Source organism: Mesorhizobium sp. B2-6-1 (assembly GCF_006440475.1).
Lineage (GTDB): Bacteria > Pseudomonadota > Alphaproteobacteria > Rhizobiales > Rhizobiaceae > Mesorhizobium.
Window position 1 is genome coordinate 332,112 of the sequence record NZ_VFUH01000003.1, and the last position, 23,681, is coordinate 355,792.

Below are 23,681 nucleotides of genomic sequence, written 5' to 3' on the forward strand. Positions count from 1 at the left end.
GAATGTTCATTGCACCAGAACCCACCCTGCGACTTCCAGCCGGGCAAGAGTGGGAGCAACTGTCGCAGAACGTCGTAAAAAATTCTTACCAAACGCCGGAGTTGTTTCATTATCGGTCAACTTTCCGGGCGTATCTGTATCGAAACGAGGCGTTGCTGGGGTTCCTCGGCCTAACCGCCTGGGAAAGCGGACCGGGCATGATTCTTGCCCCTGGACTTCGGCAGCCATCCGCCTCGCGCGATGCTGGATGGGGTATGAACCTGGCGGGATATTAAGATGCGGATTGCCTGCGTTCATCAGGGCTACGAACTCTATGGCTCCGACCGAAGCTTCGCGGAAAGCGTCGCAGCCCTGCGCGCCGCGTTTCCGTCCGCCGACATCGAAGTCGTGCTGCCGCGCAGCGGGCCGATCGTGCAGATCCTCGAACCGCATGCCAGCCGGATCGTCTTCGAGCCGCTCTGGGTGTTGCGGCGCCAAGCCATCCTGCGCCTCGCGACCGTCGAGATGGCGCGCCTGCCGCTGGCCTTATGGCGGGCATGGCGACGTTTGAGGCAATGCGATCTGGTCTATGTCAACACCTCGATCGTGGCCGACTATGCGCTGGCCGCCCGCCTGCTGCCTCACAAGGCTGTCCTGCATATCCACGAGATCCCCGAAGGTTTCATGCGCACGATCCTGGTCGCCTTGATGCGCTGGAGCCATGCCGACCTGATCTTCAATTCACGCGCCACGCGCGCCGCTTTCGGCATTGCCGGACGTTCACGCACGCATGTGGTCTATAATGGCGTTGCCGGCCCGCCTGCGGTCGAGCCGATGCACTATGACGGCAGCCGGCCGTTGCGGGTGCTGCTGCTCGGCCGCATCAACAGGATCAAGGGCCAGGAGGTGCTGCTCGAGGCGGTCGCCTCGATGCCGCCGGAATTGCGCTCGCGCATAGAAGTGCGGCTGGTGGGCGGCGCTTTCGAAAGCACCGAGCGCGAACTGGCCTTGGCCGAGCTGGTGAACACCATGGGATTGGCCGATCGCGTCAGCGTGCTGCCGTTCATATCGGACCCCTCGCAACACTACCGCTGGGCCGACATCGTCACCGTTCCGTCGCGGCGCCCGGAATCGCTGGGCCGCGTCGCCATCGAGGCGATGGCCTATGGTCGGCCGCCACTGGTATCGGCGATCGGCGGGCTGGTCGAGGTGGTCAGCGACGGGGAGACCGGCTGGCATGTTCCGCCGAACAACGCCGCCGCCCTTGCCGCGAAATTGCAGGCGATCATCCTGCGGCCCGAGGCCTGGCGCGGTTTTATTGCCGCCGGCCGTGCGCGCTACGAGACAGTCTTCAGCGAACCGGTCGCAGCGGCCGCGATCGCGGCGATCGCCGCCGACAAGCTGAAAGTGACGATGGCGAGGCCGGGCAGGCCGGCAACCGCCCGCCAGGCGGAGACCCGGCCGTGAAATTCCCGGTCCATCTGCTGCGACGCCTCGTGCTGATGGTCGGCGGCGAGGCGATGCAGAGCGGCTTTCACTTTGCCCTCAACATCGCGCTGCTGCACATACTGTCGGCGCAAGGTTACGGTCTCTTCGCCATCGGCATGGTGATGGGCGGCGTCGGCCTGTCGTACATCCGCTCGCTCACTGCCGTCCCCGCCTCGATATGGATGGGCAAGAGCACCAACAGTGCCGGCGTCGATGCCCATGACGTGGCCTTCGGAACAGCGGCTTTGGTAGTGTCGCTGCTGATGGCGGTCGGCACGGCGATCCTGATGCATCTGCTGGGCGATCCGAGCGGCATCGCCGCGGGCTGCTTCGTCGGCGCATGGTCGCTGCGCAGCCACATGCGCACGGCATTGTTCGCTCGGCGCCAGCAGGTGATCGTCTCCATCAGCGACGCCGCTTTCACGATCACCGGCATCATCCTGACCGGACTGACCATGTGGTTGGCGAAGGACGCGCTGCAAACCGTGTTCTATGCGCTTGCGGCCGCAAATCTACTCGGCATCGTCGTCCTGGTTCGGCTGGCGCGCCGCACACCTCGCATCAGCTTCCGCATGCCGACGCGCCGCCGCTATACAAGGCTCTGGCCGCAGCTGCGCTGGTCGGCGTTCAGCGCGACCACCACGAACATCCAGGGTCAATGCCTGGCCCTGCTGGTCGCGGGCATTGCCGGACCCGCCGCTTACGCACCGCTGGCGGCGGTCCTCGTGCTGTTTGCCCCACTACGCATCATCAGCCTTGCTCTCTTCAACATGACGCAGCCGGAGCTGGCGAAGCTGATGCGTAACAACGAAACAAGCCGTGTCTGGGCGCAAGCGAAGATCTGGTCGCTGGTCATGGGGATCGGTGGCCTCGTCTATGGATGTGCCATCCTATTCGTCCTGCCGATGATAAAATCCCAGGCCCTCCAGGATGCCTCGGTCGGATTCATCGGACTTTTCGTGATCGCGAATTTCATCCCGGTCATGCTTTATGTCATGCCTCGCATCATCCTTGAGGTCCTCGGTGATTTCCGGACCGTCGCGTTCATCACGACCGGTGGCGCAATAATCGGGCTGACGCTGATCGCAATCCTGCTGGCAATCGCGCCTCCGCCGTGGTCGCTGTTGGGTTCCGCGGTCTCCGAAATCTTCGTCCTTGCGGCGTCATGGTATTTCGCACGTCACCGCATATGGAACATCGAGCACCCGGACCAGCAGCGCGACAGCTGGTTGGGCGGGTGGCGGCGGTCGGTCCCGTTCGCCCCGGTAAAACGGTAGCAGAGACCGGTGGCAGGCGAGGCAGTGAGGGTGTAACGGACGCACGCGGCGGGAAGGCCCCGTTTGTCGTCGGCGTGGTCTCACGAATGGCCCCGACGTGGCACGACCGATCGGTGCAATTTCTGAGTGTCCATCAACGCACCGTTCATGCTTTGATGCTAGCGATCGACCTGAGCGCAAGTGCCCAACGTCTCACCGGGCCTCATGGCAGGTCGACAAGCTGGGCACGCGGGCAAAGGTTCGACTAGTTCGGCCATCGGCCGGTAGGCGAAAGCAACGAACATAATGGCGCCAAAGGTCTGGTCCTGACCGAACTTTGCCGTGGTTTACGATGCGGGGGTATCGCAAGCGCTGCCATTGGTCCGCAACCATGGCTTTCGTGCGCTCCAACGCACGGCTGCCCGGAGCGGTCCTGAGTTGGCGGGGTTTACACTGCTTGCGTGGACGATGTTTATGGCCGGCCGGGAGGACAGGAGAAGCATGTGGCAAGCCACGGGAACGGCTCCCAAGACGGATCTATCCGATGGGTTATTGTCCCCGACTGCCGCCAGCGCCGGTACAGCCGCGCGCTTCAAAGCCCGGCTGCACACCAGCCTCGACACTGTAAAGCCGCTCTGGCTGCGATTTCAGGCCGATGGCGTGTGCACCGCGCATCAGCATTATGCGTGGGTCGAGGGGATCGCCAAACGGCTGATGCCCAAAGGCGCGGAACTGCTTGTCGTCGAGGTCAACGACGCCGCCACGGGCGCGCCGGTCATGCTTTTGCCGCTGATGCGGCGCCGGGCGCTGGGCCACTCCGTGATCGAATGGTTGAGCTGCGGCGTCTGCGATTATTCGGCACCGCTGCTGGCGGATGATAGGGCATGGACCAGGCAAGGCGCCGACGCCGCATGGGCGGCAGTCCGCGCCGTGCTGCCACCGGCGGATCGCATCCATATCTTGGGAATCCCGCAACAGATCCAACGAGTCGCCAATCCTCTGGCGCTGCTTTCGGCGGCGCACGATTCCCTCCAGATCACCTCCGGCCTAATCCTGCACGGCGAACCGGAAACGCTTATCAAGCGCATCTGCAGGCCCTCCTTCGCCAAGAGCTTTCACAAGCATTGCCGCCGCCTCGAAAAGCGCGGCGGCCTGAGCCTGGTCGAGGCCGACACGCCGGCGCTGACGGAAACGCTCTTTGACACGCTCCTTGAACTGCGACTGAAGCGGTTTCGCGAGCTCGGCCGTTTCGACCTTTTGACGCAGGAGCCCGTCGTCGACTTCTACCGAGATGCCGCGCTGCATGGCCTTTCCGACGGCTCGGTGCGCATCTTCGGATTGCGCGGAGGGGAAGCCTGGCTCGCCGTCATCTATGTACTGGTCAGGAAAGGCACGCTCCATACCCTGTTGCTTGGGATCGACCAGAATGCCATTGCCCCGCCGGGACTGACGACATTTGGCAAGCTGATGATGTGGGGGCGCGGGCACGGGTTCGACTATTTCGACCTTTCGGTCGGCAGCCAGGGCTATAAGGAGCACATCGGCGCCGCCAGTTCGGTGCTGGCGGAACTGTGCCAGTCGATGACACTGCGGGGATGGGGCGCCACCGCCTACATTTCGCTGCGCTGCCGGATCGAGCTTTTCATTCGCTCCAAACCGCGGCTGCTCAAGGCCGGCCAAGGCCTGGTGCGCGGCCTGCGCCGCTTGCGCTGACAGGCAACCGAGCTGATCCGCAATGAACCGTAAAACGTACAGCATCGATTTGCAGGACCGGTCGAGAGGACGCATCGCGAGGGCGCTGCGGTTCGTCCGGCAGCAAGGAATCCTCGAACCGTTCCGGCTCGTGCGACGGCATGGCCTTGGTGACAGCGGCCGCTTCGTCGCACGCAACATCCGCCATCTCGTTGCCGACCGGCTGGCGCGCCAGTGGGATCGCGACAATGGCGTCGACACGGCGGGTTCGATCCGGCTCGACGCGCTCGATGTCGTCGGACCGCACCGGGACCAGGGCAATGAATGCGTCTGCACGTCGCCCAGATCCTTCGCCTTCATCATGGACAGGCTGACGGACGATCTTGCAGACTACACCTTCATCGATATCGGTTCGGGCAAGTCGCGCACGCTCCTGCTGGCCTCGCACTACCCGTTCGCCGCGATTGTCGGTGTGGAGTTCGCGCGGGAGCTCGTCGCAATCGCCCGGCGCAACATCGAGCGATACAAGAGCCCGGCCCAGAAATGCCGCCAGATTGCAGTTATCGAAGCGGATGCCGCGACGTATGAGTTCCCGCCGACGCCGCTGCTGGTCTATTTCTACAATCCCTTTTCCAGGGACGTGTTCGAAATCGTGCTGGGCAATCTCATGTCGTCGCTGGAACGGCACCCGCGGCCCTGCCTCGTCGTTTACGGCAGTTCGAGCCACAGGGCCATCGAATGGGCGAAGCCCGCCATCCACGATGCCGGGTCTTTCCACCAACGCGTGACGCCGCCCATGCCGCGTTTCCTCGACGCGGTGCGGACCATCGATTACGCGATCTTCGACTACCGGCCATCATAAAGGGCGATTTTGTCAGGGCCGGCGGCCGGCCGGGTTCAGCAGCCGTTTCGTCAGCACCCGCCATGCCGTCAGCGGCAGTTCGATCAGCCCCGGCAGCAGATCGTTTGAGGCGAACGCCGCCCAGGATCGAACCGTCGCGAAGGAGTTGACATAGGCCGCGATGCCAAGCCTGCCGCCCAGCATCAGCGTCACGGATGAAACAGCGTCGCGGGCCAGATACATCCATGCCGTTCCCGGGCGAGCGGTAGCGGCTGCGGTGGCCCGGCCGTTCACTGTCTCCCACAGCATCGCGCCCAGGTCGACGCCGGCAGGCGCGCAAAGTCCGAACCACGACCAGGGGCGCGGATTGACGTCGAGAAGCTTGAGCGTGCCGTCGCGACAATCGTGCTTGAATTCGACCTCGACCAGGCCGCTATGGCCGATCGACGACAGCAATGTGCGCGCGGCAGCGACGGCGCGGGGCTCGTCGACGATCTCGACGAAGGTGCTGGTATAGCCGAAGTCGACCGGATACTGCCGCGAGCGGCGCGCGGTGAACTCCGCGATCGGCTTGCCCTCGTTCCAGAGCGCGGCGTAAGAGAATTGGCTTTCTCCCCCGCCCGGCACGCGCTCCTGCACGACGACGTTTTGGCCGCCGACCTGTTCGGCCGCGTCGCGATAGGCGGCAAGAAACGAGGCCCTGTCGTCGGCCTGGACGACCTTGGCCCTGGCGATGCGGGTGTTGCCGCCGCCCATGTGAGGCTTGAGAACGACCGGAAAAACCATGTCCAGGGATGAGGCCTGCGCCATGGATGCGATGTCATAGGTCCTTGGAATGGACAGCCGCAACTCGGTTGCCCGCCTGTAGAGGAGAGGCTTGTCGCAGACCCACTGCAACGCATCCCAGGAAGGCAGCAAGATCTTATAGATCGCCGACAGGGCGGCGAGGTTTTCCGAGACCAGGCGAACCTCTGGATCGGCGGCCGGGATCAGGAGGCATCCCTCCAGCCGGTGTTTAGGCGCCGCTTCCAGCAGAAACGGCAGTGCCCGCTCATCGTTTGGGCCGGGCCAGCGGATGGTGGCTCCGACAAATCGCGACCAGCCCGGCAGCGGCGAATCATTGGTGATGTAGGTGAGGGGCACTTTTTGCGCGCCGAGGCTGCGCGCCAGGGCAAGCGTGCCGTGCGCGCCCCCAAGAAACACTGCGCCTGACGTCGCCAAGCCTACATCCTCACATGCTGTCCGGCACGGCCGGTTGCCCAGCTCTTCCGCTTTGACAGGCGAGAGCCCCGCCTGATCGCGCTGATACATGGCGGGGCCCGCGATGCTCAACGCGGCTTCGGGCCGGCGGGAACCGAGGCTTCGCCCAGTCTCACGGTGGAGCGCCGTGCGTTCTGCCCCTTGCTTCTGGCAGTGCGTATGAAACGGGTGACGGCCTGCGCCGCATACGGGGTGGCGGCGGTGAAACGCATCAACGGGCCAAAACTCGCGACCGCGCTGGCGCCGACAAAATGCAGGCCGGGAATGTTCGATTCCAGTCCCGTGGAAAGGACAGGCGATCCGTCGCGGCAGGCGATCGCATCGAGGAAATCGGGGGCGAAGAGCCCGAGCTTGCCGATGTCTATGCGATAGCCGGTCGCGAGCAGGACGTGATCGTAAGCGGTCGAGCCGTTCTCGAACCGCAAGTCTAGTCCGGAGTTGCTGGCGGAGGCGCCGACGATCACGCGGCCGGCCTTGACCTTGATGCCGCCGAAGTCCGGCCGCAGCCAGCCTGACGCGCCGGCCCTGAGGCCACGCGCATTGACCCAGCGTCGCGCCGCCGCCGGCAAACCATGCACGAGACCCGGCGCCTCGATCAGCCAGGACAGCGGGAACGGGCCGACGCGCGAGGGCGACGCCAGGAGTTCCTCGGCGGCGCCGAGCACATTGCGGCCCCGGCTGCTGGACGGCGCGCCCAGCCAATGGATGTCGCCCCGGCAGACGAGTTCGACGTCGGCTCCCGCCTTTCTCAGCAGGACGGCGGATTCGCAGGCGCTCTGTCCGCGTCCGACAACGGCGACATGCTTGCCGGCAAAGGCTTCGAATCCAATGTGCGCGCTGGTGTGGCTGACCAGTTCGGAGGGCAGGCCGGTGAAGGCGGCGGGCACCAGTTCCTGGTTCTTCAGGCCCATGGCGACGACGACGCGGCCGGCGCGAACCGCATCGCCGTCGGCAAGGATCAGCCGGAATCCCGCATTGGTCCGTTCGACACGGCTCACCATGCGCGTGTCGAGATCCGGAACCGCCTGAGCCTGAACCCACATTCCATAGTCGACGAAATCTTGCCGCAGTAATGGCTCGCGCAATTGGACGCGCTGGCCGCTGGCGTAGGAATCGAGGGAGAGCGGGCCGTTCGGGTTGCCGATAAAGGTTGCGCGCCAGGGCGAGCGAAGCCGCATGCCCCGAGGCATGTTCTCGCGCCAAAAGCCCATCGGGCTGCCAAAGGCAAGCACGTCTACATCAGCTGCCCTGAGCGCCGTGGCGACGCCAAGTCCGAAAGGTCCGGCGCCGACAACAGCCACTTCACAGTCATTGCTTCGCACGGAAGCGGTCATGAACCTTGTTCTCCTGGATGGCCGCGCCATCCCCGCGCCGCTCTGACGCATTGGCGCCGCGGCCGGAGCCCGCCCTATTCCTAGGCGCGCCGAGGTTAACAATGCGGAAAGCAGAAGCGCCGAGCCGCCTCGGCGCATATGCCAAACAAGATGTCATATTGTTCCAGCCCACAGGTTCGCGGACATAATCGAGCCGATGCCGTCGGCTATGCTTGCGTCTTGCAGGGAAGCCGCCGCGGCGAGGAAATTGACACCCGCGCCGCTCTCCGCCATCCTTGGGGCCAGTCGCCGGACCGCGAAGAGCGGTCGAGTTCCGTGTCAGGGCGACCGAGGGCGAAGCGCATGTCCAGTGCCGTGAACAGCCAGAACTCCAAGCGTGCCGCGGTGCGCAAGGCGCTCGACCGCCACAAGGTCTACATCACCGCGCAGAGTTTTTCAGGCGGCACCTATAGGGCGCGCGTGCTGGTCGATGGCGAGGCCTACTGGGTCGACGAATTCCGCTTGAGCCAGCTGCGGCAGGGCCTGTCGCCCGCTGAGCTCGAACTGACGCCGGCGGCCGACGATTGAGCGTGGTGACTGGTTGGCAGCGACGTTTCGGCTAGTCACCCTGATACATGCCGCATCGGACCGTTCGAGCAGGCATGGCGCTCTGTTGTTGCAATTGGCTGGCTTGCGACGGTCGATGCCATGACGACGCCCTCCAAGCTCAAACCTTACCGCGCCAAACGCGAATTCTCGAAGACGCCGGAACCGGCGGGTGGGTTGATCGCCGAGGAGGGCAACCGCTTCGTCGTCCACAAGCACCATGCCACGGCGGACCACTACGATCTGCGCCTGGAGGTCGGCGGCGTGCTGAAGAGCTGGGCGGTGCCGCGCGGACCCTCGCTCAATCCGGCCGACAAAAGGCTGGCGGTCGAGACCGAGGACCATCCGCTCGAATATATCGACTTCGAGGGCGTCATTCCCGAAGGCGAGTATGGCGGCGGGCCGATGATCGTCTGGGACACGGGCAGCTGGGCGCCGATGGAGGATGTCGAGAAGAGCTTGCGCACCGGCGCCTTCAAGTTCCGGCTGGCCGGGAAAAAGCTCAATGGCGGCTGGATGTTGACCAGGCTGAAGCCGAAGCCCGGCGAAGAGGAGGGCAAGAAGAATTGGCTTCTGTTCAAGGAGCGCGATCTCGCTTCCAATCCCACGCTCGACATCCTCGAAGAGCGGCCGGAGAGCGTGAAATCCGGCCGCCGTATCGAGGAGCTGGTGGCGCCGCCGCCGGCCAAGGCTGCGCCAAGGCCCGGCACGCTGAAGCCCGGCGCCTTGTCCGGCGCGGTCAAGGCCTCTCCCGCCGCCCGCATAGAGCCGCAGCTGGCGACACAGGTGCCGAAACCGCCGGGCGGTGACGATCCTTGCGACCGCACCGGCGAGTCCTGGCTGCATGAGATCAAGTTCGACGGCTACCGCACCATGGCGCATCTGACAGGTGGCGAGGTCAGGCTGATCACCCGCGGCGGCATCGACTGGACCAAGCGTTATGGCGATCTGCCGCATGCCTTCGCCAAGCTGCCGTGCCGGGAGGCCATCATCGACGGCGAGATCGTCGTGCTCGACGGCAAGGGCATTTCCCGCTTCGCGCTTCTGCAGGACGCGCTGGCGGAGGGCGCCGGCAGCAAGCTGCATTTCTACGCCTTCGATCTCCTGCATCTCGACGGCTGGGATTTGCGCAAGGCGCCGCTGGAAAGGCGCAAGGCGCTGCTGGCCGAACTGCTCGCCGGCCTGCGCGCCAACTCCGCGATCCAGTACAGCGATCACGTGGGCGGCGACGGGCAGGGGCTTTACGACCAGGCCTCGGAGCTTGGCCTGGAAGGCGTCGTCTCCAAGCGCGCAACCGCGGCCTACCAGAGCGGCCGCACGAAGAGCTGGACCAAGACCAAGGCGCTGCAAACCGGCGATTTCGTCATCGCCGGCTACACGGTTTCGGATGCAGCCGAGGGGCTGGCGGCGCTTGGCCTTGCCGAATTCGAGGACGGCGAGCTTCACTATCGCGGCAAGGTCGGCACCGGCTTCGACGCCGAGACCGCGGCCGATCTTCTGGCCCGGCTGGAGCCGCTCACATCAGGCGCCATGGCGCCCGAAGGCGCGCCGCGCGAAATCATGCGCGAGATGCATTGGGTGAAGCCGCTGTTTTCAGCCCATATCCATTACGCCAACCGCACGGCGGACAATGCTCTGCGCCATGCGGTGTTTCGCGGCCTCAGGGATGTCGGCCTGTCGACGCCGGTTTCGGCCAAGCGCAAGCGGCTGATCGCGGAGGCTGACCTCGCCACGATCTGGGTAACCAACCCGACCAGGCGCCTGTTCGGCAAGACCGGGCCCACCAAGCTCGACATCGCCGTCTACTACGCGCTGGTCGGGGATTTCATGCTGCCGCATATTCTAGGGCGTCCAGTGTCGCTGGTGCGCTGCCCGACCGGCCTGCCGAAGGACTGCTTCTTCCAGCTCCATGCCTTCACCGGCATGCCGCCTTCGGTTGCCACCTTCGAGGCGACCAATTCCGAGGGTGAGACCAAATCCTACCTCTCGGTCGAGGGCGCGAAGGGCTATCTGGCGCTGGCGCAGTTCGGCGTGGTCGAGTTCCACACCTGGGGCACGCATCGCACCAGCCTCGACAGGCCCGACCAGATTGTCTTCGATCTCGATCCGGGCGAAGGGATCTCCTGGCGCGAAGTGGTGGAGGCCGCCGTGCACATCAAGGGCGAACTGGAGGAGCTGGGGCTGGTGCCCTTCGCCAAAACCTCGGGCGGCAAGGGCATCCATATCACCGTGCCGGTGACGGCCAGGCAGAACTGGAAGACGCTGCACCAGGCGACCAGCGCTATTTCCGCGCATCTGGCGGCAAGCGCGCCGGACACCTTCACCACCACAATGGGCAAAGACAACCGCAAGAAGCGCATCTTCATCGACTATCACCGCAACGCGCGCGGCCACACCTCCGCCGCACCCTATTCGCTGCGCGCCCGCACCAACCTGCCGGCCTCGACACCGGTGAGCTGGGCGGATCTGGAGACGATCGACGCGCCGCAGGACCTGAACTATGCGTCGCTGCCGGGACTCTTGGAAACGTCGGGCGATCCGTGGGCTGAGATCGACGAGTTTGCTCGGGATTTGCCCACGTTCAAATAAATTGGTTTCCTCTCCCCCGCTTCGCGGGGGCGAGGAAACCCAAGTCCATCGACGCTTTTGACAATTTGAATTATTCTCTACTCGCGGCCCTTTCGGCGTCCTAAAACATTTCGTCAGGATTTGCCGGTAATGTGCGGGGTCGGTGTAGGATTTGCGCAGCCTTGTTCGTCCTTCGGACGAAAGCGCTGCGAAAAGTTTCAGTGCATGGCCGCGTAGGAGTTCATCATGGCGCCCAGGGCAAGTTGGAAAGGTTACCTCAAGCTCAGTCTGGTGAGCTGTCCAGTGCGGCTATACCCCGCCACCAGCGCCAGCGAGCGCATCTCGTTCAACCAGTTGCACAAGAAGACCCACAACCGCATCAACATGAAGCCGGTCGATCCGGAGCTCGGATTGGTCGAGCGTTCGGACCTGGTCAAGGGCTACGAGTACGAGGACAAGCAGTACATCATCATCGACGATAGCGACCTCGACGCGGTGCGCATCGAATCCAACCACACGATGAACATCGAGGCCTTCGTCGACGAGGACGAGGTCGACGTCATCTACCAGGATGCGCCCTATTACATGGCGCCGGACGGCGCGATGGCGGAGGAGACTTTCGCCGTGCTGCGCGAAGCCATGCGCAAATCCGGCAAGCTGGCGATCGCCCGGCTGGTCCTGTCCAGCCGCGAGCGCGTGGTGACGATCGGCGCGCGCGAAAACGGCATGTTCGTGTGTACGTTGAGGAACCCGAACGAAGTGCGCGGCACGGCTGAATATTTCGGCAACATCCCTGCGGGCAACCCGGATCCTGAAATGCTGCAACTGGCCGAAGCGCTGATCAAGCAGAAGGAAACCACCTTCGATCCGAAGAACTACGAGGACCGCTACGAGATCGCGCTGATGGCCATGATCCGCGAGAAGCTGAAGGGCCACAAGCCTATCATCGCGGCGGCACCCGAGCGCGGCAACGTCATCAATTTGATGGATGCGCTGAAGGCGAGCCTGTCGCAGTCGCAGTCGAAGCCGCCGGCCAAGTCGAAGAGCAAGGCCGACGAGAAGCCCGCCGCCAAGGCCAAGGCGGCCGCGGGCGGCGCTGCTGAAAATCCGCTGAAAGCCAACCTGCTGAAGGCGGTCGGCAAGAGCAAGAAGTGACGGCACCAGCCGGCGCCATATTCGGCACGATCGGCGCGCTGGCGGCGTTTCCGCTCAGGCTGGCGGCGCGCGAGGTCGCGCGCCAGCATGGCGAACTCAGGCGCGGTGTCATCCGGCGCACCACGCATGTCGTGTTCGGTCGCGGTCTGCTGCTCAAGGCCGGGCTGGTCAAAGCCGGGCTCACGAAGACCGGCGATGTCGAGGTCGAACGCCGCGTCGCCGCCGAGCGCGGCGCCGGGCGCACATTGCTCAGCGAGAACGGTTTTCTGCGCCTGCTCGGACTGATGAAGGCGCCTGAGGCCTCCTCGCTGTCGCGGCAATCGCTGATCGATCAGTCGCAGCTATCCGGCGCCGACCTCGATCTCTTGTCGCTGTTCGATGCCTTCGAACATGACTCGGAACCCTATTCCTTCCGCGACCTGATCCTGGCGCGCAAATATGCCGGGCTGGTCGCCGGCGGCGCGACATGGGGCGCGATCGCGCGCTCGGTGCATCGTTCCGGCCCGGTGGCTTCGCTCACCGCCAAGTCGCTCGCGGTCGGCTCGGCATCCGGGCGGCCCGATGCGATCTATCTGGATGGCGGCGAGAGCGAGCTCGACGGGCAATTGCTGTTCGATCTCGGCGCCTCCGACGACGATCCGCTGGAAGAGCTGTTCGCCGAGGCCGAAGCGGCGGAGGAGGGCGGCGACCATGATGGTGCCGCCGCGCTCTACCAGCGCTGCCTTGCCATCGATCCAGGCGACGCGATCGCCGCCTTCAACCGCGCCAACTGCCTGCGCGCCGGCGGCCACCCGGCGGAAGCGGCCCATGACTATGCGCGCGCGATCAAGCTCGATCCGGCTTTCGTCGAGGCCTGGTTCAATCTCGCCGGGCTGATGAGCGAGGAGGGCAAGACGGCGTCGGCGCGAAGGCACTTGTGGAAGGCGATCGCGCTCGACGGCAATTACGCCGATCCGGTTTTCAATCTCGCCCGGCTCGAATTCGACGCCGGCAATTTGCTGGAAGCGCGGCGGCTGTGGGCGCGGTATCTGGAGCTCGACGCGGAGTCGGAGTGGGCTGGAGTTGCGGCCAAGGGCGTGCAGTTCGTGGACATGCAGCTGGCGAAATCGGCGGGGTAAAGCTCTTTCCTTCTCCCGTTTTGGGAGAAGGTGGATCGGCGCGCAGCGCCGAGACGGTTGAGGGGTGCGTGTCGGAATGAGGCGTTTGCGTTTCCTGGAACACCCGTGATCCGGCCGAGCTTCGCGAGACCACCCCCGGGGCGAGCCAACGGTCTCGCCCGCCCTTCGGGTCCCACAAGGGGAGAAGGGGTCACCAACGCCGAGCCACGGGAGCCCTATTCCATGACCACCTTCCTCTTCGACGGCGACGACACAGCTCCCGTCACCATCCTGCTCGCGCATGGCGCCGGCGCGTCGATGGATTCTCCTTCGATGACCGCCACCGCCAAGGCGCTGGCGGCAGTAGGCTTTCAGGTCGCGCGGTTCGAGTTCCACTATATGGCGTCCCGCCGCTATGGCCACCGCAAGCCGCCGCCGCGCGCCGAGACAGTGAACCCGGAATACATCAAGGCGATCGCCGACCTCAGGGCGAGGGGCGTGACCGGGACGTTGATCATCGGCGGCAAATCGATGGGCGGTCGCGTCGCCTCGATGGTGGCGGACGAGATGTTTGCCAGGGGCGAAATCTCGGGCCTGCTTTGCCTCGGCTATCCCTTCCACCCGCCCGGCAAGCCCGAGCAGTTGCGGACCAAGCATCTGGCCGGGTTGACGATACCGACGCTGATCTTCCAGGGCACGCGCGACGAGTTCGGCACGCCCGACGAGGTTGCCGGCTATGGGCTCTCCGACAGCATCGAGATCGTATGGTTGGAGGATGGCGATCACGATCTGAAGCCGCGCAAGAGCATCTCGGGGTTTTCGACCGCCGATCATCTGAAGACGCTGGCCGAAACGGTGAAGGCTTGGACGGGCAAGCTCGTCTCTTGACCCGCCGATGAAAATCGCCTCCTTCAACATCAATAACGTCAACAGCCGACTGAAGAATCTGCTGACCTGGCTGGCGGCGGCAAGACCCGATGTCGTCTGCCTGCAGGAGTTGAAGGCGCGCGATATGCAGTTTCCGCGCACTGCCCTGGCCGATGCCGGCTACGGCGCGGTGTGGAAGGGGGAGCCGACCTGGAACGGCGTCGCCATACTGGCGCGGGGCGCCGAGCCGGTGCTGACGCGCGATGTGCTGCCCGGCGACGATACCGACAGGCAGAGCCGCTACATCGAGGCGGCGGTGAACGGAATCGTCATCGGCTGCCTGTACGCGCCGAACGGCAACCCGCAGCCGGGGCCGAAATTTCAGTACAAGCTCGCCTGGCATGACAGGTTCGCCGCGCATGCGGCACAACTGCTCGACACCGGCCTGCCGGTGGTGCTGGCGGGCGACTACAACATCGTGCCCGAGCCGCGCGATATCTATGCCACACGCTCCTATGACGATAACGCGCTGGTACAGCCGGAAAGCCGGGCAGCCTTTGCCGCGCTCATCGAGCAAGGCTGGACGGACGCACTGCGCAAGGTCTACCCCAAAGAGACGCTCTATACCTTCTGGGATTACCGGCGGAACCGCTGGCCGCGCGATGCGGGCTTGCGGCTCGACCATATCCTCCTGTCGAAGAAGCTCGCCCGCAAACTCAAGGCTGCCGGCATCGACCGCGACGTGCGCGGTGAGGACGGCGCCAGCGACCACGCGCCGGTGTGGGTGGAGTTGCGGTGAGGGGCGGCGTTTGGCGAAGCAGAATGCCCGCTCTCTTTTTCTCCGCCCTTCGGCGACAGCGACCATACAGTATACGGCGCAGAGTAAAATACGGCTCCCTAGCAGTAGACAGTCATTCTGATGGAATTGCCGAGCTTTTGCGTCCGCAAAAGCTCCACTTTCGATTGGGCGAAACTCGTTGAAGAATCCGAAGCTTACCGCTAGCCTCGGTACGGGTGGTCGGAAGAGTGTACGTGGGGTGGAATGTTCGGGTCACTGGAAAAGCTCAAGCAACGGCTGTTGCGGCCGCCGCATGCCTATAGGCCGACGACAGAGTCATTCCCCGACATTGACGTCCAGCGCATTGCAACGGATATGCGGCTTGCGGAGAAAGGCGAGAAGCGGGGCAGGGAGAATCTGCCTCAAAGCGATGACCTACCTTACGATGCCGTTGAAAACGATATCATCGAATTGGTCGGAGCCGCCCAGAAACAATCCCACGATCATCTGGAGAACCAACTTGCGGGGTTCAGGCAGCGTCTCATCGACCTCGACTTTGAATCGCGCTTTGCCAATATAAAAGCGGCATCCACGGCTGGTCTCTCCGACTTGAAAGCCGAATTGCAGATGGGAATCGATGATCTGCATGGGCTGCGTCGCGATCTGAAGGAGGCAGAGTCCTGGCATCGTGATTTCAAGGATCAGAACGGGCTTCGCCGGCCCTGCAAGAAGACCACCGCCATCGGTACGACGTTGAAATGGCTCTTTGTGGTGGCGCTGGTGATGGCAGAGCTCGTCATCAATGGCGAACTGCTTGCAAAGCGAAACGAGCTCGGGCTGGTCGGCGGCATCGTCGAGGCGCTGATCTTCGCGATTCTCAATGTCGGCGTCGCGCTGATGTTCGCCCTCTATGGCGTGCGCGAGATCGCGCATCGCTCGATTTTCCGTAAGTTTGTCGGCATTCTCGCCATCGCGGCCTATATCGGCGCAGCGATTGCCATCAATCTTGGTCTGGCGCATTACCGCGAGGTTGCCGGAACGATCGCGACCAATGGCGACGAGGTGATGCGACGCTTGCTAAGCGCGCCATTCGCGCTGAACGAATTTCGCTCCTGGATACTCTTCTTCCTCGGTGTGATGTTTTCACTCTTTGCCCTGATCGATGGGCTCAGCATGCGTGACACTTATCCAGGCTACGCCACGGTTGATCACCGGCTTGACGAGGCGCGGGCAAATTATCGAAACAAGCGGCAAGGCCTGATCGGCGAGCTTTCCGATGTTCGCAGTGGTTATGAGGACGAACTCGCCGATGCGCGCGCCGACCTCAGCAAGCAGCGGACAGAACACGATGCGATCGTGGCCCATCGCTCTCGGTTGGTTGGGCTGTTCGACGCCCACCAAGCTCAGCTTGAACGTGCGGCAAACAGCCTGTTCCGAATCTACAGGGACGCCAATATCGCTGTACGCACGACACCCGCGCCGGAGCGCTTTTCGCGGCCATACCAACTCGGCCGCATCGGCGTCCAGTATTTCCGCGACGGGGAATGGAACAGCGACGAATTGCAAGCTTCCATCAAGGATGCGCAAGGCGACCTCGACAAGATGCTGGTCGCCTTGGGTGAACAGTTCGAGGCTGCGTTGAAGCAGTATCGCGAACTGGATGTGCTGGTGCCTGAAGCCCAATGAGCGGTCGACGGTCCCGGCGCTCGCCTTCCCACCTTGTCAACTGGGGCTGGATTATTCTATTCGCGCTCGGCCTCATTGCCGCCGCGATAGGCTTTACCTACGTCTATGTCTCGGCGCGCTCGCAACTCGTCGAACTTGACGATCGGCTTTGCCCGGTCGTCGGAGCTGCGTCGCAAACCATCATCCTGATCGATACCACGGATGCAATCGCTGACGTCACCAAACTGAACATCCAGACCCTGCTGCGCGATACCGCCTCCGGCATCCAGCGCGGTGGCTTGTTCGAGATCAGGGCCCTTACATCAGCGGTACCCTATACGAAAGAACTCTTCTCGCTGTGCAACCCCGGCAATGGCGGCGACCTCAGTGCTTTCACCGGCAATGCGGCGCTGGCGCGAGAGCGTTGGCAAGCGGGATTCGGCCAGCCGCTGCTGGTTGCGCTTGAAAAAGCGGTCGAGGCAAACAAGGCCGACAGCTCGCCGATCATGGCCGGCATTCAGTCGATAGCCGTCAGCCATCTGGTCGCCCAGAAAACGCGTGCGGTCCCCTCGCGGCTGATTGTCGTTTCGGACATGTTCGAGAATACCGAATTCTTCTCTCACTACCGCGGCGCCACAGATTTCGATGCCTTCAAAAAGTCGCCCGCGGCAAACCGCTTCGCTACGGATCTCGCTGGCAGCGATGTGTCGATCTGGCTCATACGCCGGGCGAAGTCGCCCGTCGACAGCGTCGCGTTGATGGCATTCTGGCAGCAGTGGATTGATTACAATCACGGCGTTTTCAGCTCTGCCAAGTCGTTGCAAGGAGTTGAAGGGTGAGGCGGCCGCGCGTGGCCAGCCGGCAGTTGGACGCTGCGGCGCCACTGGTCTTTATCGTTTTTACCGGCCTGGGCGCCGCCTACATAGTCGTGGCCAAATCGCTTTCCGTGTCGGCATTCGTCGTTACCTTCGTGCCGATCGCGCTGATGATGGGCTACGCGGCGATGATCATGATCGCGCGCGGGCTCCGGCTGCGCGACGACCAAACCGGGGACAACTTCTACTATATGGGCTTCATCTTCACGCTCACCAGCCTCGCCGTTTCGCTTTACCAGTATGGAGGCGGTGGCGCAGTCGACGAGATCGTGCGCAATTTCGGCATCGCGGTTGCCTCCACCATCGCCGGCATTGCATTTCGCATCGTCTTCAATCAGCTCCGACGCGACCCCATGGAAGTGGAACGCGTGTCACGTCTCGAGCTCGCAGAAGCATCCCGCAAGGTGCGCCGGGAACTCGATGGCATCCTGAGCGAGATGAACCATTTCCAACGCTCCAACCAGCAGATGCTGCAAGAGGGCTATCACGAGATACGAACGCAAGTGGAAACCTCGGCGAAATCCCTGGTCCAGTCTCTGGACCTGCTCGCCAAGGAAGCTTCCGAGCACATCAGGGCATCCTCGCTGGCGATGCAGAGCGGAATAGACACCAAGGAGCTGCGGGGCGGCATCGACCAGACAGCCAAGGCAGTTCACGATATCAACGCCATCCTGACCAGCGCCAGCACGCAGATTGCGACCGCGACACAGATGATGGCCGACAAGCTCGCTGGCATGTCGACACCCGACAAGGTCATCGAGGTTCGGCTGGAGCCGGTCGTGGCCGGTTTGCAGCGGGCGATCGAAACCGCCATGAGCGATTTCTCTTCCCGTCTTGGCGATGTGGCGGAGCTTCGGCGCGGGCTGGAACAGTCCACGGCGGAAGCGCTTCGGGCCAGCGATGTGCTCGACAAACTTGCGGCGACATTTGAGGGTTATGATCGAGCGCCGACGCGGCAGGGTCTATTCAGACGGCTCTGGCGTGGCGGCTAAAGCGCGTTGCATGGTCAGTGTGGGACGATGTCGATGAAGATGCCTTCCTCGCTTATCGCCGAAGGGGAACGCGGCCATCGCCGAGGCGTGGTGCTTGGGCTCACAATGGCCGAGCTTCTCCTCCTTCTGCTTTTCTGCCTCCTTCTGGTCTCGGCCAGCATCGCACAGCGAAAAGATGAGAGGATCGCCGAGCTGCAGGCCTCCGCGAACCTGGACATCACGGTGGGCCAGCTTGCCGACATGCGTGCCGAACTGGCGCGCCTGCAGGCGCTGTTTCCAAAAGCGGCGCTTCCTTTGCCGCCAGCCAACTGGACCGAGCTCGTTGCGGCCAAAGCGGTGATCGACGGGCTTACGGAAAAGGGCATCGATGCCGCGCCGACGTCAGATCCGACGCTGCGGAAATTGCTGCTCGAAATCAGCGAAGCCAAAGCCGCCGACCCCCGTCTGCTGGACCGACTTGAAAAGACGCTCTCGGCCTCCAACGACAGGAGCGCGGACGCTGAATCGTCGATGCAGTGGCCGCCGATGATAACGTTGAGCGACGACGGCTATACATTTGAACGTGGCAGCGCTGCTCTCACCGACGCGTTCCGGGCTCGTTTGCAGACCAAGGTCACGGACGACGTTCTGTCTTTGCTGACACGCTACAAAGTCGATGTCGTCGAGATCGTCGGTCACACGGATGAGCAGAAAATCAATCCGGCCAAGCCGTCCAACCTCGATGCGGTTGCGATCTCGGCGATGAACGGAGCCAGCGCTATCAGCGATTTGACCCCGGCCGACAATGCGGGGCTGGGGCTCTCGCGCGCTATCGCGGTAGCGAACGCGCTGATCCAGACGGGACGGCTGGGCAGTGTGAAGATCATTCCGTTGTCAGCGGCACAGCTCGTAATGCCGGGAGACATTATCGCCGATGGCAGCCACGTTGGCGATGTTCGGGAACGCCGGCGTATCGAGATTCGGGTACGACGGTCCTCGGACGGCGGCACCAATTAACGCGGTGATCGCGCGATTCAGCCTGCTTGGCGGTATCGACAACGACGCCCTTGTTTTGACCGCAGCGCTTTTTCGCAATCGCGTGGCCTGGATCGCAAAGCCTTCGTCGCTTCGCTCCCGCTGCACCGAGGGATCGACGAACGGCGCCCAACTACCCCAGCCACCACCATAGCGCCGCGATCACCGCGATAACGGCCGCCACGCTTAGCGCCAGCATGATGTAGGAGCCCTTGATGATGTCGGCGATGATCTTCTTGATGGCCTCGCGGTCGTTGAGATTGGGGAAGGGCTCGTTCGGTTGCGCCACGTCGAGGAAGTGGCAGAGCGGGGCCCAGCCTTCGCTGACCTTGAACACCAGCAGCTTTTCCGGCGGCACCGCCGCCTTCACTTCCTCGACATATGCGTTGTAGCGCTCCACGGCCTTGGCGCGGTTGCCCATGACGCCGGCTAGCGTGCGGCCCCAGATCAGCCTGCGTGACATGTCGCCGAATTTCCGGCCGAACGGCGTCAGCCATTCCAGGATCTTGAACTGCCAGACATTCTCGGTGAAGTAGATCGTGTCGATGGTGCTCTCGTACCAGGCTTCCGCGCCGCGCGGGTGCAAGGTGAGCAGCACCTTGGCGTCGGGATAGGCGGCCATCAGTTCGCGCCACACGCAGCAGCCTGGATTGTCGACCGTCGCCTTGTAATTGCCGAATACCCGGCTCCAGTCCTGCTGCGTGCCGGGCGGGCTGTTGGCCACCTTGCGCCAGAAATCGAGATGGCCCTTGTTGGCCTTGTTCAGGATCACTTCCTGCATGTGGTAGCAGGGCAGGCCGAGCCTGTTCAGCGCGACGAAGGTCGACCATGTACCGGTGCGCCCGAAGCCGGCCCCGATCAGCGTGAGCGTCATTTGTTCCCCCGACCAAACCAAGGCCGCGTGCTCGCGCCAAAAAAGGACGCCGCGGCAACCCTAGGCATACTCTGCGCGACAAGGACGCCGCGCCGCAGGATCGATTTGCTCCCTTGCATCGATCTTCTGGCAACACGTTGCGCCCCGGCCGGCATTTGCGCAACAGATTTCTATGGGGCCTGTGTGAGAGGACCGCTGTTGACGTCGGACGATGATAGAAGAAGACGCATTGCCGTCTTGAACGGCGCGGAGCGGATCGGCGTGATGTCCACGCCTCCAGGTGAGACGTTGCCGTCATCGACGCTTTCGCAAAATCAAACGGAGGGCGGGCAGCGCCGCTGCCCGCCCTCGCAGCTCACTCAGCCGCGAGCTTGTCCTGCGTGTTCGTGTCGAAATCGCTGGCGTCGTGGCGTTCGTGCAGCTGCATCGCGGGTTCGCCGAAGGCGCGGTTGACCATGCGTCCGCGCTTGACCGCGGGGCGCTCGTCGATCGCCTTCGCCCACCGCTGCACGCTCTTGTAATCCTGCACCGAAAGGAACTCGCCGGAATCATTGTACATGCGGCCGAGCGCCAGTCCGCCATACCAGGGCCAGACCGCCATGTCGGCGATCGAGTAGCCGGCGCCGGAAAGATATTCGGTTTCGGCCAGGCGGCGGTCGAGCACGTCGAGCTGGCGCTTGGTTTCCATGGCAAAGCGGTCGATGGCGTATTCGATCTTGGTCGGCGCGTACGCATAGAAATGACCGAAGCCGCCGCCGAGATAAGGGGCAGAGCCCATCTGCCAGAACAGCCAGGACAGGGTCTCGGCGCGCGCCGGCTGGTCGGTCGGCAGGAACTCGCCGAACTTTTCGGCGAGATAGGTGAGGATCGAACCGGACTCGAAGACGCGGATGGGCGTGGCGCCGCTGCGGTCCATCAGTGCGGGGATCTTGGAGTTCGGATTGACCTCGACGAAGCCGCTGCCGAACTGGTCGCCATCGTTGATCCTGATCAGCCAGGCGTCGTATTCGGCGCCCTTGTGGCCAAGCGCCAGCAGTTCCTCCAGCATGATCGTCACCTTGACGCCGTTCGGCGTCGCCAGCGAATAGAGCTGCAACGGGTGCTTGCCCACCGGCAGCACCTTGTCATGCGTCGGGCCGGCGATCGGGCGGTTGATGCTGGCGAAGGCGCCGCCGCTCGGCTTATTCCAGGTCCATACTTTCGGCGGATTGTATTCGGTCATCGCAGGGCCTCGTATTGTGGGGAGAGACAGGTTGGAAGCGGGACTGGCAGTTGCACCTACAGCTAGGGCTGCAAACGGGAAAGTTCAACTTGCGTTGAACTATTGTCAATGACCATGCCTCTCATCTTCCCTTCGGGCTTCGAAAGGATGGAGGGGATGCCCCCAACCCCTTGCGCCTTGGTTCGCGTGCCATACCTATAGGAACGTGACCCCCAAGCCCGTCCAGGACAAGAGCATGCCCATCAATCCCAACAGACGCTCCGTCGTGGCGGTGCGCGCCACCATTCCAGACGATGCCTTTACTGCCGGGGCATTAGGCACGCTGCGCGAAGGCAGCGGCGTCGTTATCCGCGACAATGGGTTGGTGCTGACCATCGGCTATCTCATTACCGAGGCGGAAGAGGTGTGGCTTACGACCCATGACGGCCGCGTCGTGCCTGCGCATGCGCTGGCCTACGACCAGGAATCGGGCTTTGGCCTGGTTCAGGCGCTGGCGCCGCTTGGCCTGCCGGCGGTGGCGCTGGGCGACGCCGGCAGGGCCAGGATCGGGGACAGCGTGGTGCTCGCCGACGGCATCGGCCAGTCGGTTCAGGCCAGGATCGTCACCAAGCAGGAATTCGCCGGCTATTGGGAATATCTGCTCGAGGAAGCGATCTTCATCGCGCCGGCGCATCCTTCCTGGGGCGGCGCGGCGCTGTTCGATGCAAAGGGCGCGCTGCTCGGCGTCGGGTCGCTGCGCCTGCAGATGAGCCGCAACGGCGAGGTCGCCGATATCAACATGGTGGTGCCGATCGACCTGTTGCCGCCGATCCTCGACGATCTCCTGACGCGCGGCCAGGTGGCGCGGCCGCCACGGCCATGGCTCGGCGCCCTCTCGGCCGAAAGCGACGGCCGGGTGGTGGTGATGAGCGTGACCGAAGGCGGTCCGGCCGCCAAGGCGGGCCTGCGCGAGGGCGACGTCATCTCCGACATACGAGACGGCGCGGTCGACGGGCTGGCCGATTTCTATCGCAAACTATGGGAGAGCGGTTCGGCCGGCGCCGAGATCCCGATGCGGGTCCTGCGCGACGGCCGTGAAACCTGGCTGCGCGTCAAATCCGCCGATCGCGACAGTTTCCTGAAGAAGCCGCAGTTGCAGTGAGCGCGTTACCTTCTCGGCAGCAGAGAAGGAAAGCCTTCAGCCAGTCCGAAAAGAAAAGCCGCCGTCGCTTGCGCGAGGGCGGCTTTTCCCTGGGACGACGTCAGGAAAAAACGATCAAGGGATTCAAGATACCGTTCTATCTCCTTGTTCGGGCTTGAGAAGATCAAGCCGCGGCCTTGTGCTTCCTGACGGCGTGCTTGTGGCTGTGCTTGCGTACAGGCTTCTTCACATGCCTGCTGGCGTGCTTGCGATGCTTGACATGCTTGTGCGCGGCCGCCTTGACCGGCTTCTTCACGGCAGCGGCAGCGAGGGGAGCCGCGGTCGAGGCTGCCGCGGTGGTGGCGGCCGCGTCGGCGGAGTTGGCGCCGACGACCGGCATTGCGAGACCGAGCGCAATGGCCAGGCCAAGCGCGGAGAGGAGGGGCTTGTTCATGAAAGGCTTCCTTGTTTCAAAGATGGTGGACGTCATTGGTTCAGGTCGACCGGTGTCACTCCCAGAAGTTTCAAGGCGTTGGTGAAGGTACGGATGCCCTGCGCCTCCTTGCGTTCGGCACAAAAACGGCTGGCCTTGTTCTGGAGCGCGGTTGCCTCGGCGAGATGGATCGCACTGGCACCGGGGTCGTTTTTCGTTTCGATGGCTCCGTCGAATTGAAGACCGAGCCGGCTGCAGGACTCGCTCCGGCTAACCGCCGCTTCCGCACCCAACGGTGCGACCGCATTGATGGCAAACGAAATGCCAAGCAGGGCACCCATCCATCCGGTCGAACGTCGTTGCATTTTCGGGATCATCCCTTTGCGTTGCGCCGCGACCGGTTCAGGCCGCCGCGGGGGTCGTTATCGCAGCACCGCTTTTCTCCAGTTTTTCCTGGATGTTGACTCTTGTTTCTGAAGTGTGTCTGGAGGGCGCTTCTCCCTCCTCCGCTGTGGGAAGACGTAAACGCGCTGCGCCCGCTGCGGCGCTTCTGCCTCTTTCCCCGCCGCTGTCATTCGCGTATGGG

21 protein-coding genes are annotated in these 23,681 nt (G+C 63.5%); 15 read left to right on the forward strand and 6 right to left on the reverse strand.

Annotated elements, in window-relative coordinates; all coding sequences use genetic code 11:
• Positions 1-276: 276 nt before the first annotated feature.
• The 4 genes from FJ443_RS09345 to FJ443_RS09360 all read left to right on the forward strand — a co-directional run bounded on the left by FJ443_RS09345 (position 277) and on the right by FJ443_RS09360 (position 5,277).
• Entirely contained in the window at positions 277-1,446 is a 1,170-nt protein-coding gene (locus FJ443_RS09345) for a glycosyltransferase (protein WP_140516153.1), read from the forward strand.
• Positions 1,443-2,744, forward strand: coding sequence for a hypothetical protein (locus FJ443_RS09350; RefSeq protein WP_181169975.1), 1,302 nt, complete (start codon positions 1,443-1,445; stop codon positions 2,742-2,744). The genes FJ443_RS09345 and FJ443_RS09350 overlap by 4 nt, the downstream gene beginning before the upstream one ends.
• Before the next feature lie 480 nt (positions 2,745-3,224).
• Positions 3,225-4,436, forward strand: coding sequence for a GNAT family N-acetyltransferase (locus FJ443_RS09355; RefSeq protein WP_140582521.1), 1,212 nt, complete (start codon positions 3,225-3,227; stop codon positions 4,434-4,436).
• A gap of 22 nt (positions 4,437-4,458) precedes the next feature.
• A complete protein-coding gene (locus FJ443_RS09360) occupies positions 4,459-5,277 on the forward strand; it encodes a class I SAM-dependent methyltransferase (RefSeq protein WP_140559831.1) in 819 nt (272 codons plus the stop codon).
• Between the two features lie 12 nt (positions 5,278-5,289).
• Here FJ443_RS09360 and FJ443_RS09365 read toward each other — a convergent pair whose 3' ends face one another.
• Both FJ443_RS09365 and FJ443_RS09370 read right to left on the reverse strand, forming a co-directional pair.
• The gene (locus tag FJ443_RS09365; RefSeq protein ID WP_140582519.1) at positions 5,290-6,477 is read right to left on the reverse strand and encodes an ATP-grasp domain-containing protein; all 1,188 of its coding nucleotides are present in this window, start codon (positions 6,475-6,477) and stop codon (positions 5,290-5,292) included.
• A 107-nt stretch (positions 6,478-6,584) separates the two neighbouring features.
• Positions 6,585-7,850, reverse strand: a complete 1,266-nt coding sequence (locus FJ443_RS09370; protein ID WP_140582516.1) for an NAD(P)/FAD-dependent oxidoreductase — start codon at positions 7,848-7,850, stop codon at positions 6,585-6,587.
• A gap of 342 nt (positions 7,851-8,192) precedes the next feature.
• Between FJ443_RS09370 and FJ443_RS09375 the strand changes: the two genes are divergently transcribed.
• The 10 genes from FJ443_RS09375 (at position 8,193) to FJ443_RS09420 (ending at position 19,428) form a co-directional block, all read left to right on the forward strand.
• Positions 8,193-8,417 (forward strand): hypothetical protein, encoded by a 225-nt coding sequence (locus tag FJ443_RS09375; protein WP_140499061.1) that lies wholly within the window; start codon positions 8,193-8,195, stop codon positions 8,415-8,417.
• Between the two features lie 120 nt (positions 8,418-8,537).
• A complete protein-coding gene (ligD, locus tag FJ443_RS09380; RefSeq protein ID WP_140663644.1) occupies positions 8,538-11,024 on the forward strand; it encodes a DNA ligase D in 2,487 nt (828 codons plus the stop codon).
• A 225-nt stretch (positions 11,025-11,249) separates the two neighbouring features.
• Positions 11,250-12,158: a Ku protein gene (locus tag FJ443_RS09385; protein WP_140499057.1), complete on the forward strand. Its 909-nt coding sequence runs from the start codon at positions 11,250-11,252 to the stop codon at positions 12,156-12,158.
• A complete protein-coding gene (locus FJ443_RS09390; protein ID WP_140499056.1) occupies positions 12,155-13,276 on the forward strand; it encodes a tetratricopeptide repeat protein in 1,122 nt (373 codons plus the stop codon). The genes FJ443_RS09385 and FJ443_RS09390 overlap by 4 nt, the downstream gene beginning before the upstream one ends.
• 222 nt (positions 13,277-13,498) lie before the next feature.
• Positions 13,499-14,143 (forward strand): alpha/beta family hydrolase, encoded by a 645-nt coding sequence (locus FJ443_RS09395; RefSeq protein WP_140565353.1) that lies wholly within the window; start codon positions 13,499-13,501, stop codon positions 14,141-14,143.
• Between the two features lie 7 nt (positions 14,144-14,150).
• On the forward strand, positions 14,151-14,921 hold the full coding sequence (locus FJ443_RS09400) for an exodeoxyribonuclease III (RefSeq protein WP_140630577.1): 771 nt from the start codon (positions 14,151-14,153) through the stop codon (positions 14,919-14,921).
• A 243-nt stretch (positions 14,922-15,164) separates the two neighbouring features.
• Positions 15,165-16,586: a hypothetical protein gene (locus tag FJ443_RS09405; RefSeq protein WP_140499050.1), complete on the forward strand. Its 1,422-nt coding sequence runs from the start codon at positions 15,165-15,167 to the stop codon at positions 16,584-16,586.
• Positions 16,583-17,404 carry a hypothetical protein gene (locus FJ443_RS09410; RefSeq protein ID WP_140663646.1) on the forward strand — a complete coding sequence of 274 codons (822 nt, stop codon included), beginning with the start codon at positions 16,583-16,585 and terminating at the stop codon, positions 17,402-17,404. Before FJ443_RS09405 ends, FJ443_RS09410 begins: the two co-directional genes overlap by 4 nt.
• Positions 17,401-18,432 carry a hypothetical protein gene (locus FJ443_RS09415; protein ID WP_140499046.1) on the forward strand — a complete coding sequence of 344 codons (1,032 nt, stop codon included), beginning with the start codon at positions 17,401-17,403 and terminating at the stop codon, positions 18,430-18,432. The genes FJ443_RS09410 and FJ443_RS09415 overlap by 4 nt, the downstream gene beginning before the upstream one ends.
• Before the next feature lie 33 nt (positions 18,433-18,465).
• Positions 18,466-19,428, forward strand: a complete 963-nt coding sequence (locus FJ443_RS09420; RefSeq protein WP_181167220.1) for a hypothetical protein — start codon at positions 18,466-18,468, stop codon at positions 19,426-19,428.
• Between the two features lie 151 nt (positions 19,429-19,579).
• Here FJ443_RS09420 and FJ443_RS09425 read toward each other — a convergent pair whose 3' ends face one another.
• On the reverse strand, positions 19,580-20,320 hold the full coding sequence (locus tag FJ443_RS09425; RefSeq protein WP_140499042.1) for a sulfotransferase family protein: 741 nt from the start codon (positions 20,318-20,320) through the stop codon (positions 19,580-19,582).
• Between the two features lie 355 nt (positions 20,321-20,675).
• On the reverse strand, positions 20,676-21,542 hold the full coding sequence (yghU, locus tag FJ443_RS09430; protein WP_140516131.1) for a glutathione-dependent disulfide-bond oxidoreductase: 867 nt from the start codon (positions 21,540-21,542) through the stop codon (positions 20,676-20,678).
• A gap of 235 nt (positions 21,543-21,777) precedes the next feature.
• Here yghU and FJ443_RS09435 point away from each other — a divergent pair, with 235 nt between their 5' ends.
• Entirely contained in the window at positions 21,778-22,683 is a 906-nt protein-coding gene (locus tag FJ443_RS09435; protein WP_140663648.1) for a S1C family serine protease, read from the forward strand.
• 163 nt (positions 22,684-22,846) lie between these two features.
• On the opposite strand, the gene FJ443_RS09440 is transcribed toward FJ443_RS09435, so the two are convergent.
• Both FJ443_RS09440 and FJ443_RS09445 read right to left on the reverse strand, forming a co-directional pair.
• Complete coding sequence (locus FJ443_RS09440) at positions 22,847-23,116, reverse strand: hypothetical protein (RefSeq protein WP_140663650.1); 270 nt, start codon at positions 23,114-23,116, stop codon at positions 22,847-22,849.
• A 32-nt stretch (positions 23,117-23,148) separates the two neighbouring features.
• Positions 23,149-23,436 carry a hypothetical protein gene (locus FJ443_RS09445; protein ID WP_140663849.1) on the reverse strand — a complete coding sequence of 96 codons (288 nt, stop codon included), beginning with the start codon at positions 23,434-23,436 and terminating at the stop codon, positions 23,149-23,151.
• Positions 23,437-23,681 lie beyond the last annotated feature (245 nt).

Excerpts from the sequence above, each read along its gene's own strand:
- FJ443_RS09345 (WP_140516153.1), top strand. The coding sequence starts at position 277 with ATGCGGATTGCCTGCGTTCATCAGGGCTACGAACTCTATGGCTCCGAC.
- FJ443_RS09355 (WP_140582521.1), top strand. The coding sequence starts at position 3,225 with ATGTGGCAAGCCACGGGAACGGCTCCCAAGACGGATCTATCCGATGGG.
- FJ443_RS09360 (WP_140559831.1), top strand. The coding sequence starts at position 4,459 with ATGAACCGTAAAACGTACAGCATCGATTTGCAGGACCGGTCGAGAGGA.
- FJ443_RS09370 (WP_140582516.1), bottom strand. The coding sequence starts at position 7,850 with ATGACCGCTTCCGTGCGAAGCAATGACTGTGAAGTGGCTGTTGTCGGC.
- FJ443_RS09375 (WP_140499061.1), top strand. The coding sequence starts at position 8,193 with ATGTCCAGTGCCGTGAACAGCCAGAACTCCAAGCGTGCCGCGGTGCGC.
- ligD (WP_140663644.1), top strand. The coding sequence starts at position 8,538 with ATGACGACGCCCTCCAAGCTCAAACCTTACCGCGCCAAACGCGAATTC.
- FJ443_RS09385 (WP_140499057.1), top strand. The coding sequence starts at position 11,250 with ATGGCGCCCAGGGCAAGTTGGAAAGGTTACCTCAAGCTCAGTCTGGTG.
- FJ443_RS09395 (WP_140565353.1), top strand. The coding sequence starts at position 13,499 with ATGACCACCTTCCTCTTCGACGGCGACGACACAGCTCCCGTCACCATC.
- FJ443_RS09400 (WP_140630577.1), top strand. The coding sequence starts at position 14,151 with ATGAAAATCGCCTCCTTCAACATCAATAACGTCAACAGCCGACTGAAG.
- FJ443_RS09405 (WP_140499050.1), top strand. The coding sequence starts at position 15,165 with ATGTTCGGGTCACTGGAAAAGCTCAAGCAACGGCTGTTGCGGCCGCCG.
- FJ443_RS09410 (WP_140663646.1), top strand. The coding sequence starts at position 16,583 with ATGAGCGGTCGACGGTCCCGGCGCTCGCCTTCCCACCTTGTCAACTGG.
- FJ443_RS09420 (WP_181167220.1), top strand. The coding sequence starts at position 18,466 with ATGAAGATGCCTTCCTCGCTTATCGCCGAAGGGGAACGCGGCCATCGC.
- FJ443_RS09425 (WP_140499042.1), bottom strand. The coding sequence starts at position 20,320 with ATGACGCTCACGCTGATCGGGGCCGGCTTCGGGCGCACCGGTACATGG.
- yghU (WP_140516131.1), bottom strand. The coding sequence starts at position 21,542 with ATGACCGAATACAATCCGCCGAAAGTATGGACCTGGAATAAGCCGAGC.
- FJ443_RS09435 (WP_140663648.1), top strand. The coding sequence starts at position 21,778 with ATGCCCATCAATCCCAACAGACGCTCCGTCGTGGCGGTGCGCGCCACC.
- FJ443_RS09440 (WP_140663650.1), bottom strand. The coding sequence starts at position 23,116 with ATGAACAAGCCCCTCCTCTCCGCGCTTGGCCTGGCCATTGCGCTCGGT.
- FJ443_RS09445 (WP_140663849.1), bottom strand. The coding sequence starts at position 23,436 with ATGGGTGCCCTGCTTGGCATTTCGTTTGCCATCAATGCGGTCGCACCG.